Origin of the sequence: Dissulfurimicrobium hydrothermale (assembly GCF_022026155.1) — a bacterium.
Taxonomy (GTDB): Bacteria; Desulfobacterota; Dissulfuribacteria; order Dissulfuribacterales; family Sh68; genus Dissulfurimicrobium; species Dissulfurimicrobium hydrothermale.
Genome location: NZ_CP085041.1, coordinates 1843126 through 1860170 on the forward strand (window position 1 = coordinate 1843126; position 17045 = coordinate 1860170).

The 17045-nt window shown below is 47.4% G+C and carries 17 protein-coding genes; 9 read left to right on the top strand and 8 right to left on the bottom strand.

Annotated features, from left to right (window positions below; translation table 11 throughout):
- Both LGS26_RS08775 and LGS26_RS08780 read right to left on the bottom strand, forming a co-directional pair.
- Entirely contained in the window at positions 1 to 948 is a 948-nt protein-coding gene (locus tag LGS26_RS08775) for a sulfite exporter TauE/SafE family protein (protein WP_237888497.1), read from the bottom strand.
- A gap of 15 nt (positions 949 to 963) precedes the next feature.
- Positions 964 to 1473 carry a hypothetical protein gene (locus tag LGS26_RS08780; RefSeq protein WP_237888498.1) on the bottom strand — a complete coding sequence of 170 codons (510 nt, stop codon included), beginning with the start codon at positions 1471 to 1473 and terminating at the stop codon, positions 964 to 966.
- A gap of 352 nt (positions 1474 to 1825) precedes the next feature.
- Between LGS26_RS08780 and LGS26_RS08785 the strand changes: the two genes are divergently transcribed.
- The 9 genes from LGS26_RS08785 (at position 1826) to LGS26_RS08825 (ending at position 10783) form a co-directional block, all read left to right on the top strand.
- Entirely contained in the window at positions 1826 to 2134 is a 309-nt protein-coding gene (locus tag LGS26_RS08785; RefSeq protein ID WP_237888499.1) for a J domain-containing protein, read from the top strand.
- 3 nt (positions 2135 to 2137) lie between these two features.
- Positions 2138 to 3367, top strand: coding sequence for an aspartate kinase (locus LGS26_RS08790; protein ID WP_237888500.1), 1230 nt, complete (start codon positions 2138 to 2140; stop codon positions 3365 to 3367).
- Between the two features lie 16 nt (positions 3368 to 3383).
- Positions 3384 to 4976 (top strand): citramalate synthase, encoded by a 1593-nt coding sequence (gene cimA / locus LGS26_RS08795; protein ID WP_237888501.1) that lies wholly within the window; start codon positions 3384 to 3386, stop codon positions 4974 to 4976.
- Positions 4977 to 4980: 4 nt separating this feature from the next.
- Positions 4981 to 5325 carry a ComEA family DNA-binding protein gene (locus LGS26_RS08800; RefSeq protein WP_237888502.1) on the top strand — a complete coding sequence of 115 codons (345 nt, stop codon included), beginning with the start codon at positions 4981 to 4983 and terminating at the stop codon, positions 5323 to 5325.
- A gap of 70 nt (positions 5326 to 5395) precedes the next feature.
- Positions 5396 to 6136 carry an ATP-binding protein gene (locus LGS26_RS08805; protein WP_237888503.1) on the top strand — a complete coding sequence of 247 codons (741 nt, stop codon included), beginning with the start codon at positions 5396 to 5398 and terminating at the stop codon, positions 6134 to 6136.
- A gap of 17 nt (positions 6137 to 6153) precedes the next feature.
- A complete protein-coding gene (locus LGS26_RS08810; protein ID WP_237888504.1) occupies positions 6154 to 7788 on the top strand; it encodes a DUF202 domain-containing protein in 1635 nt (544 codons plus the stop codon).
- A 56-nt stretch (positions 7789 to 7844) separates the two neighbouring features.
- Positions 7845 to 8999, top strand: coding sequence for a GspE/PulE/PilB domain-containing protein (locus LGS26_RS08815; protein WP_237888505.1), 1155 nt, complete (start codon positions 7845 to 7847; stop codon positions 8997 to 8999).
- Positions 9000 to 9159: 160 nt separating this feature from the next.
- Complete coding sequence (locus tag LGS26_RS08820; RefSeq protein ID WP_237888506.1) at positions 9160 to 10422, top strand: sensor histidine kinase; 1263 nt, start codon at positions 9160 to 9162, stop codon at positions 10420 to 10422.
- Positions 10415 to 10783, top strand: coding sequence for a response regulator (locus LGS26_RS08825; protein WP_237888507.1), 369 nt, complete (start codon positions 10415 to 10417; stop codon positions 10781 to 10783). Before LGS26_RS08820 ends, LGS26_RS08825 begins: the two co-directional genes overlap by 8 nt.
- Positions 10784 to 10814: 31 nt before the next feature.
- Here the strand turns inward: LGS26_RS08825 and LGS26_RS08830 are convergent, their stop codons facing one another.
- The 6 genes from LGS26_RS08830 to LGS26_RS08855 all read right to left on the bottom strand — a co-directional run bounded on the left by LGS26_RS08830 (position 10815) and on the right by LGS26_RS08855 (position 17023).
- Entirely contained in the window at positions 10815 to 12530 is a 1716-nt protein-coding gene (locus LGS26_RS08830; protein ID WP_237888508.1) for a tetratricopeptide repeat protein, read from the bottom strand.
- Positions 12527 to 13483 (bottom strand): sigma-70 family RNA polymerase sigma factor, encoded by a 957-nt coding sequence (locus LGS26_RS08835; protein ID WP_237888509.1) that lies wholly within the window; start codon positions 13481 to 13483, stop codon positions 12527 to 12529. The genes LGS26_RS08830 and LGS26_RS08835 overlap by 4 nt, the downstream gene beginning before the upstream one ends.
- 163 nt (positions 13484 to 13646) lie before the next feature.
- Positions 13647 to 14486, bottom strand: coding sequence for an FAD/NAD(P)-binding protein (locus LGS26_RS08840; protein WP_237888510.1), 840 nt, complete (start codon positions 14484 to 14486; stop codon positions 13647 to 13649).
- Between the two features lie 3 nt (positions 14487 to 14489).
- The gene (locus tag LGS26_RS08845) at positions 14490 to 15539 is read right to left on the bottom strand and encodes a 4Fe-4S dicluster domain-containing protein (protein WP_237888511.1); all 1050 of its coding nucleotides are present in this window, start codon (positions 15537 to 15539) and stop codon (positions 14490 to 14492) included.
- Positions 15536 to 16570: a 4Fe-4S dicluster domain-containing protein gene (locus LGS26_RS08850; protein ID WP_237888512.1), complete on the bottom strand. Its 1035-nt coding sequence runs from the start codon at positions 16568 to 16570 to the stop codon at positions 15536 to 15538. The genes LGS26_RS08845 and LGS26_RS08850 overlap by 4 nt, the downstream gene beginning before the upstream one ends.
- A gap of 6 nt (positions 16571 to 16576) precedes the next feature.
- Complete coding sequence (locus tag LGS26_RS08855) at positions 16577 to 17023, bottom strand: hydrogenase iron-sulfur subunit (RefSeq protein ID WP_237889927.1); 447 nt, start codon at positions 17021 to 17023, stop codon at positions 16577 to 16579.
- Positions 17024 to 17045: the final 22 nt, after the last annotated feature.

Sequence of the window (17045 nt, forward strand, 5' to 3'; positions counted from 1 at the left end):
TTAGTGCCCTCCTTTGTAAGCCAACAATAAAGACGGTTCCATGAGGAGTTCAAAAACTATCTTTACGGTTACCGCCAACACTATGATGGCAAGCAGTATCTTGAGTTGATCACCATGAAGCTTTCTTCCAAGCTTTGTGCCGATCTGCGCCCCGAAAGTGGAACCAAGGAGAAGCAGGATGGCAAGCACGAAATCGACCGTATGGTTTGTATATGCCTGAAGGAATGTCACCTCCACACATGTAAACATAATCTGGAAGAGGCTCGTTCCTACCACCACATGCATTGGCATACGCAGGAGATATATCATTACTGGCACCATCAAAAAACCGCCGCCCACGCCCATGATAGCCGCAAGTATACCGACGAACGCCCCGAGCCCGACGGGCACCAACGCCGAATGGGTAACACCGGATTTTTCAAAGTATATCTGCATAGGGAGGGTACCCATGAAACCCTTGGCTGGTTTGCCTGACCCCTGCTTCTCCGGTTGGGAATGGGGATGATGCGTCTTCTTGCCAGCCGCCTTACCCTTCATCAGGGCATTTAGGCTCTCAAAAAACATAAACGTCCCGACAAGACCCAACATCACGACATATGTCATCTTTATGAGAAAATCGGCCCCCCCGGTAGCCCTGAGCACCTTGATCAATTGAACGCCAAGCGCGCCACCAGTAAAACCGCCGACAAGGAGCAGAAAGCCCATCTTGAAATCCACATTCCCAAGGCGCCAGTGCGCCAGAGTCCCTGTAGCGGATGCAGCCACGATTTGATTGGCATCCGTAGCCGCTGCAACCGTCGGCGGTATACCGGCCATCATAAGAAGGGGCGTCATCAAAAAACCGCCGCCCACGCCAAAAAGGCCTGACAAAAGCCCCACCAAAAGCCCCAAACCCACAGGCACTAAGATGTTTACACTCGTTAGTGCGATCGGCAAGTAAAGATACATTTTACAAACCCTCCTTTAATTAAACTTCTGTTTATATGATCCCATAATCTCAAGCATGTTCTTATAGACCTCGTCTTCCCAGGGTCTGGCGATCAATGTCCAAAATGGCCCAAAGTACCATCTACCCCCCTGGTATAACCGTCTCCTGAGTCTGCCGAGCCATTTCTCTTTTTCCAGTGAGGTCTCACTATCGACAGCCCCCACAACAAGGCATGAGACGCGTGTATGAATCAAAAAATCGATCAATGAATCCTCATTGCCGGCATCAATCGCATAAGAAAAGATATTGATGCCCCTGTAATCACCAAGACGGATCACCATCTTTAACGACTCGTTCGGATCCGCGGAAAACCTTCTTGGTGCCGGGACGGACTCTAATCCGCCTATCTCCAAAAAAGATTCGTCAATATGTAACGCCGCCGCATGTATATCCGACGAAACCCTCTTTGCAAGCTCAATGGCGCAAAGGCTGGAGTAGAGATCCGCACTGCCGCCATCCAGAAGAAGGGCTATTCCTTTGCCCATTTTTTAACCGCCCTCTCTTTATCTTTACAATATTATACCGCCGGATAAGTCTATTATAGAAATAAAGCAATTAAAGTGCCACTAGCGCTAACTAGTTGTTTTTATTGATTTAAAAAATTCTTACCTGATAAATAAATTCACAAAATTGTTTTAAAATGAAAAAATAACTATCGAATTGACTATAATCATTATATTTTTTATTTGTACAATTCATTTCATTTTTAAACAATAGCTATTCAAACGTTTAAAAAAATAAAAAGGCAATCTTTGATTGCAAGAGAAACAAAGACCGTTTTTAAATTGACCTTGCCAATTTTGAACTAAATTGATAAATTTGTTATTTTGTTAACTTATGGAAAGTACCAAATGGCGCGATATAGAATCAGCCAAAAAACTGCTCGGTCTTCCGGATGAGGTGACAAAAAAGGAGATCCGAGATGCATACCGGGCGAGATCAAAGGAGATACACCCTGACAAAAACCAGGATTGCGTCTCGGACGAAATGGCAAGGCTCAACAAGGCATACAAACTCCTCATGGAATATGCCGATAATTATAAGATAAGGCTATGCCCCACGGAAGAAGGTATGAGTGATGAAGAGTGGTGGATGCACCACTTCGGGCATGACCCGATCTGGACCAGGAATGATGAGGAAAAATAAAAAATGGCGTTAATAATTCAAAAATATGGCGGGACATCGGTTGCTGACTGCAAAAAGATCGAAAAAGTGGCTGAGCGGGTAATATTCTGCAAACGTCAGGGCAACGATGTAGTTGCTGTATTATCCGCCATGGCTGGCGAGACAAACAGACTGATAGCCCTTGCCAAGAAGATAGACCCAAGACCTGACCAAAGGGAACTTGATGTACTGATGGCGACAGGGGAGCAGGTTACGATCGCCCTTTTTGCCATCGCGGTCAAAAAGAGAGGTTTTGAATCCAAGTCGTTTTTAGGCTCCCAGGTCCCGATCGTAACAACCCCTTCATTCAACAAGGCCAGGATAGAAAAAATACCCGCGGAAAACCTTCTGGCCGCGCTCAGAGCGGGCATAATCCCTGTCGTGGCAGGCTTCCAGGGCGTAACCAGGCATGGTGACATAACCACGCTAGGACGCGGCGGCTCAGATACAACTGCAGTGGCCATTGCGGCGGCCTTACATGCCGATCTGTGTGAGATATATACAGATGTCGAGGGCGTCTACACAACCGATCCTAATATATGTCCAAGAGCCAGAAAGATCGAGAGGATTTCTTACGAAGAAATGATGGAGATGGCGAGCCTTGGGGCAAAGGTCTTGGAGATAAGGTCAGTTGAGTTTGCAATGAGATATGGAATACCCATCCATGTGAGATCAACCTTTACAGACACACCCGGCACGCTCGTGGTCAAGGAGGATGAAAATATGGAAGATATCTTGGTATCAGGGGTTACATACAGCAGAAATGAGGCCCGCATCACATTGAGCAAGGTGCCAGACAAGCCAGGCATCGCATCCAAGATATTTACCCCTATATCAGATGCAAACATCGTGGTTGACATGATCATCCAAAACACCAGGTCGGGCGACCTTACCGATATAACATTCACTGTTTCAAGAAACGACTACGATCAGGCCATGGAGATCGTTAAGAAGGTGGCATCCGACATCGGTGCGGAAAAGGTCACAGGGGACGACAACATGGCAAAGGTATCCATAGTCGGCGTAGGCATGCGGAACCATGCCGGCGTCGCGACAAAGATGTTCGACATACTGGCAAGGCATGGGATCAATATCCTCATGATAAGCACATCCGAGATAAAGGTCTCCTGTGTGATAGAAGAAAAATACACCGAACTTGCTGTCCGCGCCCTGCATGAAGGCTTCGGCCTTGACCAATCCCAGCCGGCGTCGTGACCTTCAGGATAACGCAATGCCCGTCAGAATTGAAATATATGACACCACACTGAGGGATGGGACCCAGGCCGAGGACTTCAACCTTTCAGTCGAGGATAAGATCAGGATAGCCATAAGGCTTGATGAATTAGGCATGGATTATATCGAAGGCGGTTGGCCAGGCTCAAACCCGAAGGATGGCCAATTCTTTCAGGAGATACAGAATTACTCGTTAAAACACAGTAAGATCGTGGCATTCGGGAGCACCCACCAGGCAAGGTTCCAGGCCCATGAAGACCCAAATCTTAAGGCATTGATAGAGGCACGCACGCCGGCGGTCACCATCTTTGGCAAGACCTGGGACGTACATGTTAGAGATGCGTTAAGGATTTCGCTTGAAAGGAACCTGGAGCTCATAGAAGACTCCGTTTCGTGGTTGACATCTAAGGTGGAAACGGTCTTTTATGACGCCGAACACTTCTTCGACGGCTACAAGGCGAACCAAGCCTACGCCATCCAGACCCTTAAAAGGGCTGTAAAGGGCGGGGCAAAATGCCTTGTGCTCTGCGATACGAATGGCGGGACACTCCCTCACGAGCTCACACAGATCATAGACCAGGTAAAATCGCAGATGGGCAGTGATATAAAACTCGGCATCCACTGCCACAACGATTCAGATGTAGCGGTTGCAAACTCCCTCATGGCAGCAATGTCAGGTGTCGTCCAAATACAGGGTACCATGAACGGTTTCGGCGAGCGCTGCGGCAATGCAAACCTCTGCTCCATAATCCCGGCGCTGACGCTCAAGATGGGCTTTAAATGCACCGCTGGTGAAAACCTTTCGCAGCTTACAGGCGCATCCCGTTTTGTAAGCGAGATAGCAAACCTCCCGCATAACAAATATCAGCCATACGTCGGGACCAGCGCATTCGCACACAAGGGTGGGGTCCATGTAAGCGCAGTACAGAGAAACCCTGAGACCTATGAACATGTAAGGCCTGAACTTATAGGGAATGTCCAGCGCATACTCGTCTCAGATCTGGCCGGTAAAAGCAACATACTCGCCAAGGCAAGGCAATTCGGCCTAGACCTAGACAGTCGCGATCCTGCAGTGATGGCCATCGTCTCGCAACTAAAAGAGCTTGAGGCCCAGGGGTTTCAATTTGAGGGCGCAGAGGCCTCTTTCGAGATACTTATGCGCAAGGCCACTGGCGCCATGCGCAGGTATTTTGAGCTCATAGGCTTTAGAGTCATCGACCAAAAACTGAAGGAAGATGGTCCGCCTCAATCTGAGGCCACAATCATGGTGCGCGTAGGGGGCCAGGTGGAGCACACTGCGGCCACTGGCAACGGCCCTGTAAATGCCCTGGATAACGCCCTCAGAAAGGCCATCGAGAAATTTTTCCCACAAATCAAAGAAATGAGGCTTGAAGACTATAAAGTAAGGGTCCTTCCTGGACGGCCTGGCACGGAGGCAAAGGTGAGGGTCTTGATAGAATCAAGGGATCAAAAAGAGAAATGGGGTACCGTAGGTGTCTCCCACGACATTATAGAGGCAAGTTGGCAGGCACTGGTAGATGGCATATGCTACAAGCTTATCAAATCAGAGGGGAAGCGAAGGACGGGATAACGTAATGAAGATACGTCATGTCGTATTCCTCGCATCGGCGATAGGGATCATCCTCCTTATAAAACAGTCGACTCCGCCTTATTTACCAGATGAACCATATCTGGAACGAACGTTTGAGCCCAAGACGGGCTATGCCCACCTTTTTTTCGGCCCCCTGGACATAAACTCTGCTTCTCTTGAGGAGCTCACCGTTCTGCCGGGTATAGGGGAAAAGAGGGCAGAGGGGATTCTCACACTCCGGGCATCTGTCGGATTCTTCTTCTCAAGAGACGAGATCTGCCTGCTGGGTGGACCGATAAGCCCAAGGCTTGCAATGTCAATAACCCCCTATATCAAGGCGGGTGATTAAAAAATATCAATTGACAAAAACCATGACGGAAACCGGGACAAAACATTCAAATATGGCAAGGATAATAGCAATGGCTGGAAAGGGTGGGACAGGTAAAACCACCATCACGGCCCTCTTGATAAGGCATATGGTCAAAAAAGGCCTCACCCCAATACTTGCCGTTGATGCGGATGCCAATGCAAATCTCAATGAATTGCTCGGTCTGAAGCTATACAAAAGTCTTGGAGAGATAAGGGACAGCATGAAGACAGATACCCCTGCCGGCATGACAAAGAGCAATTTTATGGAGATGGAGATAAACAAGGCCATCATAGAGGCCGATGGTTTTGATCTTATAGTTATGGGGCAACCTGAGGGGCCAGGCTGTTATTGCATGGCCAACTCCATACTTGCTCAAGTGATGGAAAGACTCGCTCGCGGTTATCGATATCTCATTGTTGACAATGAGGCTGGCATGGAACACCTGAGTCGTCTGAATCTCAGGCAGATATATACCCTTTTTGTTATATCCGATCCATCTTCAAGGGGGGTCCTAACGGCGAAGAGGATCGCAGACCTCACCAGGAGTCTAGGTGTCGAGGTAGGACGGAAAGTGCTTATAGTGAATCGGACGCCGATATCAATGCCTGCGGAACTGGAAGCCCAAATAAGAAAGGCGGTCGAAGAAACAGACCTCATACTCGGGGGCTATGTGCCATTCAGTCAGGACCTTTTCGAATACGAGACCAAACAGATGCCGCTTCTTGGACTCCGGGATGATGCAGAGGCGATAAGGGAAACAGACAGGATATTTGAAAAATTCATAGATTGAACATAAAGACTGATGCAATGTCTATCAAAAAATTTGAAAGGCTCGTCAACAGAAAATTAATAACGCCTGAGGCGCTGAATGAGATCATAGAGGAGTCGAGGCGCTCCGGTGGATATCCTGAAGAATTGCTGATTGAAAGGGGTCTGCCTAAACACGAGATCCTCTTTTCCCTGGCTGAACACTATGGCTATCCATTTATTGAATATGATGAAAAGGTTGCTGCATCTTATTTCATCACACTCCATCTCGACATGGAAAGGCACAAAAAGGCACTTTGGTTTCCGATCGCCTTAAATGGAGACACGGCAAAGGTAGTTATATATGATCCGGACAGGCCGTCTATAACTGAAGAGATAAAAAAGACGCTGAAGGTCGAAAAAATAGAACCCATGATCGCCCTGCCCTCTGATATCATACGGATCATTGAAAATAGCTTTGATGTAAACCCAGGTTTTCCGCAAACAGCGGGCAGGACCCCTTTAGCAAAGGTCAGGACGTTTCTTGCCGACAGGCGCTCATTTCTCTCCTGTTACAGGACTTCACTGGCAAGAGGCAGAACAGGGCTCGCCTTTCTCAGGACCGGTATCTCATTCATTGTCATAAGCCTGACGCTTCTAAGGATATTCGGCATTAGACCTCTCTTGATAATCGAGGCCCCGCTTTTAATAACCGGTTGCGCAATGATCATAGACGGCCTCAAGTGGCATCTGCCCGCCCACAATATCGGCAGGAAGATGCTCTACTGCTCAGCCACTGAACCCACATGGGGGACAACACTGCTTGAGGTATCAAATCCAGGGGATAATCCGATATTCACCCGTACCGCACCAATCAAAGGTGCCGACAGGCTCAGGGCTGCGTGGAGAAATCTCTCGCCAGTGATGAGACGCAGATTCCTCGCCAGCGACAGGACGGACATGGCAGAGGAACGTACGGTCCTTGCCTGCTACAGAACAATCATGGCACGGGCTCGTACAGGGCTTGCCTTTGCACGCACAGGGATCGCATTCACAGGACTCGGCATCGCCCTTTTCAGACAGTTTCATGTCGGCCCTTGGACGGCCTTTGATCTCGCCTTAATCTTTACGGGTGTCATAATGGCCATAGAAGGCTTCTACTGGTATCTTCCTGGCCGGCAGGCCGGCGTAGAGGGTTTTGAATCGGTTAAAAAGGCGGGCGGCAAAACGACGATCTGGGATTTTGTCTTCCCATTACCCGTATTCAAACATACTGATACCGAATATGCGCCCATCCCGCCTGTCAAACCATCCTACTCACCTGGTATATGGGCCACCACAGGACTCGCCCTCGAAAGGACGCTCCTTGCAGACAGAAGGGGTGTGATGGCAAGGCTGCGCACCATCATGGCCCGCTCGAGAACCGGCTTGGCTTTCATAAGGACCGGCATGAGCGTGGCGTCCGTCGGACTAGGGCTTATGGTGTATTTCGGAATCAACAGTATTGCCTGGAGCATGCTGAACCTTGCGTTGATAATCATCGGTCTGATCTCCATTGCGGACGGGCTTTATTGGTACTTACCGGCAGAAAAGATAAAAAAGATGTTTCCGTACTGTTTTGGGGGGATGGAGATCACCATCCCTGATTATGGAACACCGGCGCGATTTTGGAAAAAAATAGTCTTCAGCCAATGAAAAATCCCGCTCTTACAAGAGATACAGAAAAATTTTTGTCACTTGTGGACAGTAACATGCTGACCGCAGAGGAATTGCACGCCGCAGAGTTTGCCGCCCAGGCCCGCGGCATAGACATGGAAGTCATACTTATACGTGAATATGGTCTGCCTCGCCATGTACTTCTAAAGGCCCTCTCAAACTATTACAATTGTCCTTTCATAGAATACGATGAGAGGACCCCCATACCGCCCGAACTTCTATCAGGACTGAATGAAGAAAGGCCTTCCATAACCAAGTGGTTTCCGGTCATAAAAGATGGTGACACGGTCATCATAGCGACCAATAATCCAAAAGACCCTGAGGTGTTGGACGAGGTCACCAGGTTTATCAAGGCCAAAAAATATGAATTCTGGGTGGCACTCAAGGAAGACATCGGCTGGTTCATCCAGGACTTTCTGCATGCACCGCCCGGCCAACTCATAGGGACCGAAAGGACAGGGCTTGCATATTGGCGGAACACCATGGCACATTGGAGGACAAGGCTTGCATGCTACCGGACGGACATGGCCAAGGCAAGGACCGACCTGGCATTCTTGAGATGGGGATTGGGGCTTGTAGCTATATCAAACGCGCTCATGCGCACACATAAATCAAGGTCAATATATTATTTTTATTTCTCACTGATGGCCGTCGGTCTACTGCTCGGCGCCTTCGGACTTACCGGTTATCTGAAAATAAGAAAGACGAGAATGAAGCCACCCGAACACCAGACACTCGTGGAGGTAACCGCAGCGACCCTGCATTTTCTTGAGAACTATCATTTTATCGAAGGTATCAGTACGAAGCCATCTATAAAGAAGAGCATGCTAGCGCGCCTCGGCGACTTTCTTGCTGGCCATTCCACTATTATCTATCCCTCTCCTGCGAGCAGGGAAAGGACCCACCTGGCACGCGAGAGGAACGTCCTTGCCAGCCAGAGGACCATCGCCGGTTGCTATCGCACCATATATGCCCGCGCGCGTACAGGGTTGGCATTTATAAGGACAGGCGTTTCTTTCACGAGCCTAGGGTTGGGTCTTATCAAGTATTTCGGCTTCAGCCTGTTGAGTATCTACGATGCCATGCTTGTTGTCGCTGGAATATTGATGGTGACAGATGGCCTGTTATGGTATCTTCCTGTTAGGAAAGAACAGTCCGAGATCCCAAGATGCGTAGTGCCCGATTACTAAAATAATTATGAAAGTAGAACATCGAATTGTACTGTCCAATATCTTCAATCTCAGCTTGATTGTCGTGGTAGTTTTTTTTGCCTTTCAAAACCTGAATCTTGTCCTGACGAAATTAAGATTTGTTGAGATAGCTGACGACTTGAATGCATCTTTTTTAGAGATGAGGCTGGCAGAAAAAAATTATTTCTTATATAAAGATAAACTTGCTATTGATGATATAATACTTAAGATAGATGAAACAAATTCTTCTATAAACAGCGTAAAAAAAGACATAATTAAAGCTATCAATGAAGATAATTTCACTAAGCTTGAAGCATATTTAAAAGATTATAGCGAAATTATTTCACAAATACAAAAAAATAATACTGAGAATGCAAAATTAGAAACTAAACTAAGAGAATCAGGTAGAAGGTTAAGGGAATTTTCAAGTACAATAACACATCTTGAAAGAATTCACGTAAATGAACTCATTTTAAATTCAAAAAGAATATTGTTACATTCATTCTGGATTATTCTACTTTCAAGTATAATAATAAGTCATTTAATTTCAAGAAAAATATTACAATCATTAAAACTAATAGAAAAAATGACACTATCAATATCAGAAGGGAATTTCAAGACACTAAAGGATATAAAATCAAATGACGAGTGTGGATCTGTAATCAAAGCACTTAATTTTATGGCAAATGAGCTTAGAAATCGTGAAGAACAACTTATACAATCAAAAAAATTAGCATCAATAGGCGTAATGACAGCTGGAGTTGCACATGAATTAACGAATCCACTGAATAATATTTCAATGATTGCTCAAACATATCTAGAACTCTATGATAATTTAAGTAGAAATGATAGAATAGAATTTATGAATAAAGTAGAAAGTGAAACTGATAGAATGAAGGAAATTGTAAAAAATTTCCTTGATTTTTCTAAGCCTAAAGAACCACATCTTAAACAAACTGACATCAATTTAGTTATACAAAAGGCTTACAAGCTTATGCAAAATATGCTATATATATCAAATATAGATACACAGCTTGAACTTGATGAATCTTTACCTAAAATCTTTATTGATGAAAATCAAATACAACAAGTCCTTGTAAATCTTATTACAAATGCAGCTCAGGCAATGACAAAAAATGGAAAACTCCATATTAAATCAAGTTTAGACAAAAATAAAAATTATATAGAAATATATATAACAGATACAGGAAAAGGTATACCGCCCGAGTTACTTCCACATATATTTGACCCATTCTTCACCACAAAAGGGGAAGGCGGTACAGGTCTTGGATTATCTGTAAGTTATGGAATAATAAAAAATCACAAAGGCGATATATCAGTTGAAAGTAAAGTAGGAAAAGGCACAACATTTACTATAAGATTACCAATTTATAATGGAGAAGAGGATAAGACAAATGGATAAACCAAGGATAATGGTTATCGATGATGAAAAGATAGTTTGTGACATGTCAAAACTATCGCTTGAACAGGCAGGATATGAGGTCGAAACTTTTCTAAGTGCAGAACCGGCACTCGAGAGGCTGAAAGAAAAAAAATTCGATGTAGTTGTCACTGATTACAAAATGAAAGGCATGGATGGGATGGACGTTTTGAAAACCGTGAAAAATCTCTATCCCGAGACAAAAGTCATAATGATAACCGCCTTCGCGAATCTCGAAACGGCCATAGAGGCACTGAGGGCTGATGTACATGACTTTTTCCCAAAACCGGTAAAGATAAAAGAGTTAAAGGCCTCTATAGAACGGGCGCTGAGCGGTAAATAAAAACCTGGACAGAGAGGAGGGCAGGGAATTTTTACTCCATCATGATACTGTTTCTCAATTCAAGTTTTTCTATCTTTTTCTTTAGTCTCGCCTTGTCCTTCTCATCCTTAGCTGATAAAAGTGCCTTTTCGAGCATCGAAATTGCCTTTTTATAGTTATGTCCAGCGGCGTATGCGTCGCCAAGGTGTTCGATTATAATGGGGTCGTCAGGGACAAGGGCATTGGCCTTCTCAAGATACTCTATGGCCTTTTTATAAACACCTTTTTTATAATACACCCAGCCTAAACTGTCGATTATATAGCCATCGTCAGGCTCTTTTGTGAGCGCCTTCTTGATGAGATCTTCTGCCTCGTCAAGCTTTATACCCTCTTCTGCATATGTATAGCCGAGATAATTGAGGGCAGAGACATTATCCGGCTCCAATTCTATAACCTTTTTGGCAAGCTTGACGGCCTCGTCCCTCTTGCCAAGCTTGTCTTTCAACATAACCAGCGCGAAGATTATATTTGTATTATCTACATTAGTCTTAATCTTAAGCGCATTTTCAAGCAGAGACTCTGCATCAGCAGACCTGCCGGCATCTTCATAAAGCGACGAGAGCGCCATGACCCAAGGGACGGTGCCAGGTCGTTCTTTAAGAAGGCGCTCCAGAAGCCCGATGGCCTGATCAATCTTGCCCTCTTTCTTCAAGAGAAAGGCGAGATGAGACTTCGCCTCTACAAAATTATCTTCGCCCTGTTTTATCTTATCTAAAATGCTTATGGCTGCATCCACATCACCCTTCTGCTCGTCAGCCAGAGCCATATAAAAAAGCACCTGACCGCTTTCAGGATAATCTCTTTCAAGCCCTTTAAGAACGGAAAGCGCATCGTCGTATCTTTCAAGCTGAATCAGCAGGACAGCGATCCTGAGCTTTATCCGCGGGTCGTTCTTGACCAAGGCATCGAGCTGCTTCAACCCATCAAGGGCCTCTTCATATCTCTTCTCCCTGACCAAGAGGTCGATGAGCCTCTCTCTCGCATTTGCATCACCTGGTTCCTGCTCAAGAAACGCCTTGTAACACTCTATGGCATCGGAAAAAGAACCCATCTGCTCGTAGGCATAGGCCAATTCAAGATAAAAGGCGGCAAACTGCTTGTTCAGATTAAGACCCTTCTTTAAGTATTCAATGGCCTTGGAATAATCCTTCTCGTCTCTGTAAAGTGCACCGAGGTAATAATATGCAAGAAACGACCTAGTCCCGCCCGTCTGGGCCAATTTTTTGAATGCCTCTTCGGCCTTTACAAGATCATTCGACTGCGCGTAAATCGACCCTTGGAGAAATAGGGCGTCCTGATAGCCTGGATCGGTCTTCAAAACCCCGTCAAGGATAGACAAGGCGGCATCATAATCGCCCTGTGCCGCATGACAACGCGCCAGCATAACCTTCAGCCCGAGATCATCTGGATCCATATCTATCGCCTTTTCAGCCCATTTCTTGCATCGATCAAAATCACCCATTTGAAAAACAGTCTCGGCCAACTCCTTGACTATAGCCACAGATCCAGGGTCCATTTTAAGGGCCTGCTCGAGATGATTTACTGCCGCGTCAAAACGCCCCTCCTGCCTTTCAATGGTGGCCTGCATATAAGATGCATAAGCCGCCTCTTTCAATGTAGCCCTCTCGCCGCCCATTGCGTCAGCGGAGAAAAACAGGGCCATGGCAGGCAAAATCAGACAATATAAGATCATTTTATGTAGATTCACGCCTCGCCTATCCCTTCAGGGTAAGATTCGATATCTTTCACCCTATCTTTTAGATATTGCTGCACCTTTTTCTTCAACCTCGACTCTATCTGCCTCACCCTTTCCCTTGAAACACCAAACTTCTCCCCGAGCTCCTGCAATGTAGCCGGCTCGTCGGTAAGCATACGTCTCTCGAAGATTATCCTTTCTTTGCCCTTCAGCGTATCCTTCAGATCTGCCAGGTGTTTTCTCAGGTGTCCTAACATCTCCTCTCTCGCAAGTCTAGATTCGACTGAAGCGTCACGGCTAGGCAGAAAATCAAGATGACTGTCGTCCGAATCGTCCTGGACCGGCGCATCAAGAGACACCTCCCATGAACCCATCCGCTGCTCCATGTCTATGACCTCCTGCTCCGAGACGCCAAGACCCTCCGAGATGAGTTTCGGTACCGGCTCAAAACCAAGGGCGGAGATACGCTCCCTTTCTTTATTCAGGTTATAGAACAGCTTCCTCTGTGCCTGCGTCGTCCCAATCTTCACAAGACGCCAATTGTCCATGATAAATTTCAATATATAGGCCTTGATCCAGAAGGATGAATAATATGAAAACTTTACACCCTTGTAGGGATCGAATTTCCTGACCGCCTGCATAAGCCCTATGCTTCCTTCCTGGATCAGGTCCATGAAATTTTGCATCCAAAACTTCTGAAAGTCCAGGGCTATCTTTACCACCAATCTTAGATTCGCAGTTATAATCCTTGATGCAATATGCGGGTCGCGGGTCTCATAATATAATTTGGTGAGTTTTTCCTCCTCCTCCCTGGTCAAAAGGGGATAGCGGCTTATCTCGCCGAGATACATCTGAAGCGGGTCCATCTCATCCGACGCCACAACGCTGCCTTGAACATCGAACCTCAGCGCCGGCAAATTCGTTCTGTCACCCTTAGTGTCTGATGTCTTTGTCTTATCAACCATTGCTACCAGCCATAAAATTTATTTAAAATTATTTTACAACAAAGACCTGGATTCTCCAAAAGAAATAAAATGCACCTGCTAAAAAACAATACTACTAAAAAGACAAGGGAAACGGCCGTAAAAGAAAAGGGATACAAGCCCTGCCTATCTAAACCAGATTGAGCTAAAACTCGGCGGGGAGCCCCTTTACCCTGGCCCGGGTGAAGACGGGCCCGTCCTTACAGACATAAACAGGGCCTATATTGCAGTGACCACATACGCCAAGGCCGCACTTCATGCGGTTTTCAAGCGATAGATAGACCTGTTCGTCTTGCCAGCCGATCTTTTCAAGGGGCGGCATAGTAAACTTGATCATTATAGGCGGGCCGCAGATGAGCGCCGCGGCGTTTTGAGGCGAAGGCGCCACCTTCTCCGTTATGGTCGGAACAAAACCTACAAGCCCTGTCCACCCTGGGGCCTCCCGATCGATCGTCACATATAGATCCAGATCATCCCGATCGGCCCAGAGAGCGAGTTCGTCACGGTACAGGAGCATCCCAGGGGTCCGCGCCCCATAGATGACCGTGATCTTACCATAGTCATCTCTGTGCTCAAGCAGGTAAACAAGTGTGGCCCGAAGGGTCGTAAATGCAAAACCGCCCGCTATAATGAGTATATTCCTGCCCTTTAGCAAGCTATCCACCGGAAACCCGTTCCCAAGCGGACCGCGGATGCCTATCCTTGCCCCCTTGTCAAGCTGGTGAAGGACGGTGGTGACCACACCAGCCCTGTTCACTGTAAAAAGAAGCGCATCTTTCTCGGTGGGCGATGAGGCGATACCGATAGGTATCTCGCCCTTCCCGGCGATGGAGAGCATTGCGAATTGACCCGGGATATGGTGCCAAACGGCCCTTGCCAGCTCGTCTTCAAGCACGAGCCTGAATGTCTTCAGGTTTCCATCCTCGGTCTCGATCTTTATATCGTCTATGCGCGCAGCATATGGAATATACGGATTTTTTGTCATCTCTTACTCCATACCCACAAGGTCATGGATGACCTCGCGGATATCGATATTAACCGGACACTCGCGAATGCAGCGCCCACATCCCACGCAAGAGACAAAACCAAAGCGGTCAGGGAAGTATTTGAGCTTGTGCATGAAGCGGTTTCTCACCCTCTTTAGCGCCTCACCCCTTGGGTTGTGACCAGAGGCATGGAGGGTAAAAAGCGGAAACATACATGAATCCCAACAACGAATACGGCGTCCCTGCCCGCAGATTATCTCATCCTGGATATCAAAGCAATAACAGGTGGGACAGAGGAAGGTACAGGCCCCGCAGTTTATACAGGATTCGGAGAGAGGCTGCCATATATCTCTATTATATAGGGACGTCATGTCTTTGGACCTCAGGACCTCATCCAGCCTTGAGATCTGCCCTTCGGCCGTATCGACAGCAGATCTTAACGCCCTTAAGCAGGCAATGTCTTCATTGGTTGCATCCCCTTTCCCATCAGCCGCCTTTAATAAAAGGTCTTCCCCCTTGTGTGTTAGCACCTCGGCGACAAGGCCGTCATCCATCTCTGTGATAAGTATATCCAGGCCATCGGTCCCATATGGTGAACCACCTACCAATCTGCAAAAACAGGTGCTACACTGAGTCCCGCAAGAAAACCCGACTATCACGGTCCGTTCAAGAAGCGCCCTGAAATATGGATCCCCCTCAAACGGCATGGCATTCAACATAATACTTCTGGCATCGCACGGCCTCACCCCGAAAAGCACCCGCCGCCCGTCGACATCGATCGTTTCAGCCCTCGGCAACCACGCATCCTGGTCCGTATGTCTGGCAGAAAAGGTGAGGATAATCTCGGGCTGGGGAAAGAAAAAGGTCTTTATCGGGGTCTTCGGCGCGCCGGCAGGTATCTCAAGCGCATCGGAAATATTTGCTTTATTGATACGCAACCATGTCTTTTGCCCTTTTGCTTCATCTTTAATCAGGCCATAGGACTCAAATTCACTCGCCCAGGCCAAAAGCCAGCCAGAAAGCCCGTCTCTATCAATCTTAACAGCCCTCATGCCTTGTTCTTCTCCTTGATTATCACAAACCCCTGCGGGTCATCAGGCCTGTAGGTGACAAGCGGGGGCTGAATCAACGGATCAAGCCCGGCCTCGACGCCAAAGAGTTCAAATACATCTTTTTCGAGCTTCTTGGTAAAGAGCCTCATTTTTATGCCCATGGGACAGGCGCTCTCACACGCCCCACAGTCGGTGCAGCGCCCTGCGCAGTGAAAGGCTCTAAGTATGTGAAAGAGCGCGGTATCCGTGGGATCTATCGACTTTCCAACCCACTGGGGCCTTGAATCGTCCACAAAGCATGTCGGGCAATAACAGAGCGGACAGGCGTTTCTGCAGGCATAGCAGCGGATACATGAGGCTATCTCGTTTTTAAACCAGGCCCAGCGCTCATCCACTGTCATGGCCTCAATCACTTCTATCTGGGCGAAGCGGTCATCGGCCTTTCTGTTTGAATCAGGCCCTATCTTATAGTCGAATATTACTGGATCGGGATGAACACAGCTCTTGCAATTGTCCCGTACCACTGACCAGCGGTCTATTTCAAGCCCATAATCGCTGCCTGAGATCTTAAGCGTATGTTCACCTTCCTCAACCTTAAAGATCTCGCGGCCACCGGTCATGGCCATGACCTTCTTTCTGTCCACCATACCGCGGCTTGAGACCCCAAGGATCACAAGCCTTTTGCGGTCCACCTGCCTTTCCTGCATCTGGACCACGATATTTCTAGACCAGCAGCCTGTAGCCACCACCCCGACCTTTGGAAGCGGGCCGGCAGGTACAGGGTCTCTGAGGCCCCTCGGCGGCTCAAGGGACTTTAAAAGGCTTGGCAGGTAGTTTGCAAGGTTCATGACACAAAAGCTGTTCCAAACGAACCTTTCTGCATCCTCAGGCCTCCTTGCAACAAAAGGCCTCAAAGTCATAGGGATGCTTCCTTCAATAAATCCCAGGAAGACCGCTACCTCGCCGGATGAGAGGAGTTCAGCGGCCTTAGCCCTGATTCCTTCTGTAATTTCCGCGTTTGTATGAGACATGGCCGCCTACCCACCAATTCCTTTCACTAACCTCTTTTGAGGCCCGAGGGCCTTCACGAGCCCGGTCACCTCCTTCACCACATCAGCGAACTGCCCGCCTTCAGAGGCGGAGACCCATGAGAAATTGACCCTGCCAGGCTCTATGCCGATAAATTCAAGAAAATTCTTAAACAGGGCAAAACGGCGCCTCGCATATAAGTTGCCACTTATATAGTGGCAGTCGCCTGGGTGACAACCGGACACCAACACCCCGTCGGCACCGGCCTTCAGGGCATCGAGGATCATATTCGGCGAGATGCACCCCGAACATGGAACCCTAATTATCCTGATGCTAGGCGGATACTGAAACCGGCTTACCCCGGCAAGATCAGCCCCTGCATAGCTGCACCAGTTGCACAAAAAGGCGACGATCCTTGGCTCCCAATCTACAGATGCTATCTCCCTGCAGGCCATCGTCGGCTTTAAAAGCTCATAT

Bases quoted from the DNA above. Each gene is read 5' to 3' on its own strand.
- LGS26_RS08780 (WP_237888498.1), bottom strand. From the start codon at position 1,473: ATGGGCAAAGGAATAGCCCTTCTTCTGGATGGCGGCAGTGCGGATCTC.
- LGS26_RS08810 (WP_237888504.1), top strand. From the start codon at position 6,154: ATGTCTATCAAAAAATTTGAAAGGCTCGTCAACAGAAAATTAATAACG.
- LGS26_RS08805 (WP_237888503.1), top strand. From the start codon at position 5,396: ATGGCTGGAAAGGGTGGGACAGGTAAAACCACCATCACGGCCCTCTTG.
- LGS26_RS08790 (WP_237888500.1), top strand. From the start codon at position 2,138: ATGGCGTTAATAATTCAAAAATATGGCGGGACATCGGTTGCTGACTGC.
- LGS26_RS08855 (WP_237889927.1), bottom strand. From the start codon at position 17,023: ATGGCCTGCAGGGAGATAGCATCTGTAGATTGGGAGCCAAGGATCGTC.
- LGS26_RS08820 (WP_237888506.1), top strand. From the start codon at position 9,160: ATGAGGCTGGCAGAAAAAAATTATTTCTTATATAAAGATAAACTTGCT.
- LGS26_RS08800 (WP_237888502.1), top strand. From the start codon at position 4,981: ATGAAGATACGTCATGTCGTATTCCTCGCATCGGCGATAGGGATCATC.
- LGS26_RS08850 (WP_237888512.1), bottom strand. From the start codon at position 16,570: ATGTCTCATACAAACGCGGAAATTACAGAAGGAATCAGGGCTAAGGCC.
- LGS26_RS08785 (WP_237888499.1), top strand. From the start codon at position 1,826: ATGGAAAGTACCAAATGGCGCGATATAGAATCAGCCAAAAAACTGCTC.
- LGS26_RS08845 (WP_237888511.1), bottom strand. From the start codon at position 15,539: ATGAGGGCTGTTAAGATTGATAGAGACGGGCTTTCTGGCTGGCTTTTG.
- LGS26_RS08825 (WP_237888507.1), top strand. From the start codon at position 10,415: ATGGATAAACCAAGGATAATGGTTATCGATGATGAAAAGATAGTTTGT.
- LGS26_RS08815 (WP_237888505.1), top strand. From the start codon at position 7,845: ATGCTGACCGCAGAGGAATTGCACGCCGCAGAGTTTGCCGCCCAGGCC.
- LGS26_RS08840 (WP_237888510.1), bottom strand. From the start codon at position 14,486: ATGACAAAAAATCCGTATATTCCATATGCTGCGCGCATAGACGATATA.
- LGS26_RS08835 (WP_237888509.1), bottom strand. From the start codon at position 13,483: ATGGTTGATAAGACAAAGACATCAGACACTAAGGGTGACAGAACGAAT.
- cimA (WP_237888501.1), top strand. From the start codon at position 3,384: ATGCCCGTCAGAATTGAAATATATGACACCACACTGAGGGATGGGACC.
- LGS26_RS08775 (WP_237888497.1), bottom strand. From the start codon at position 948: ATGTATCTTTACTTGCCGATCGCACTAACGAGTGTAAACATCTTAGTG.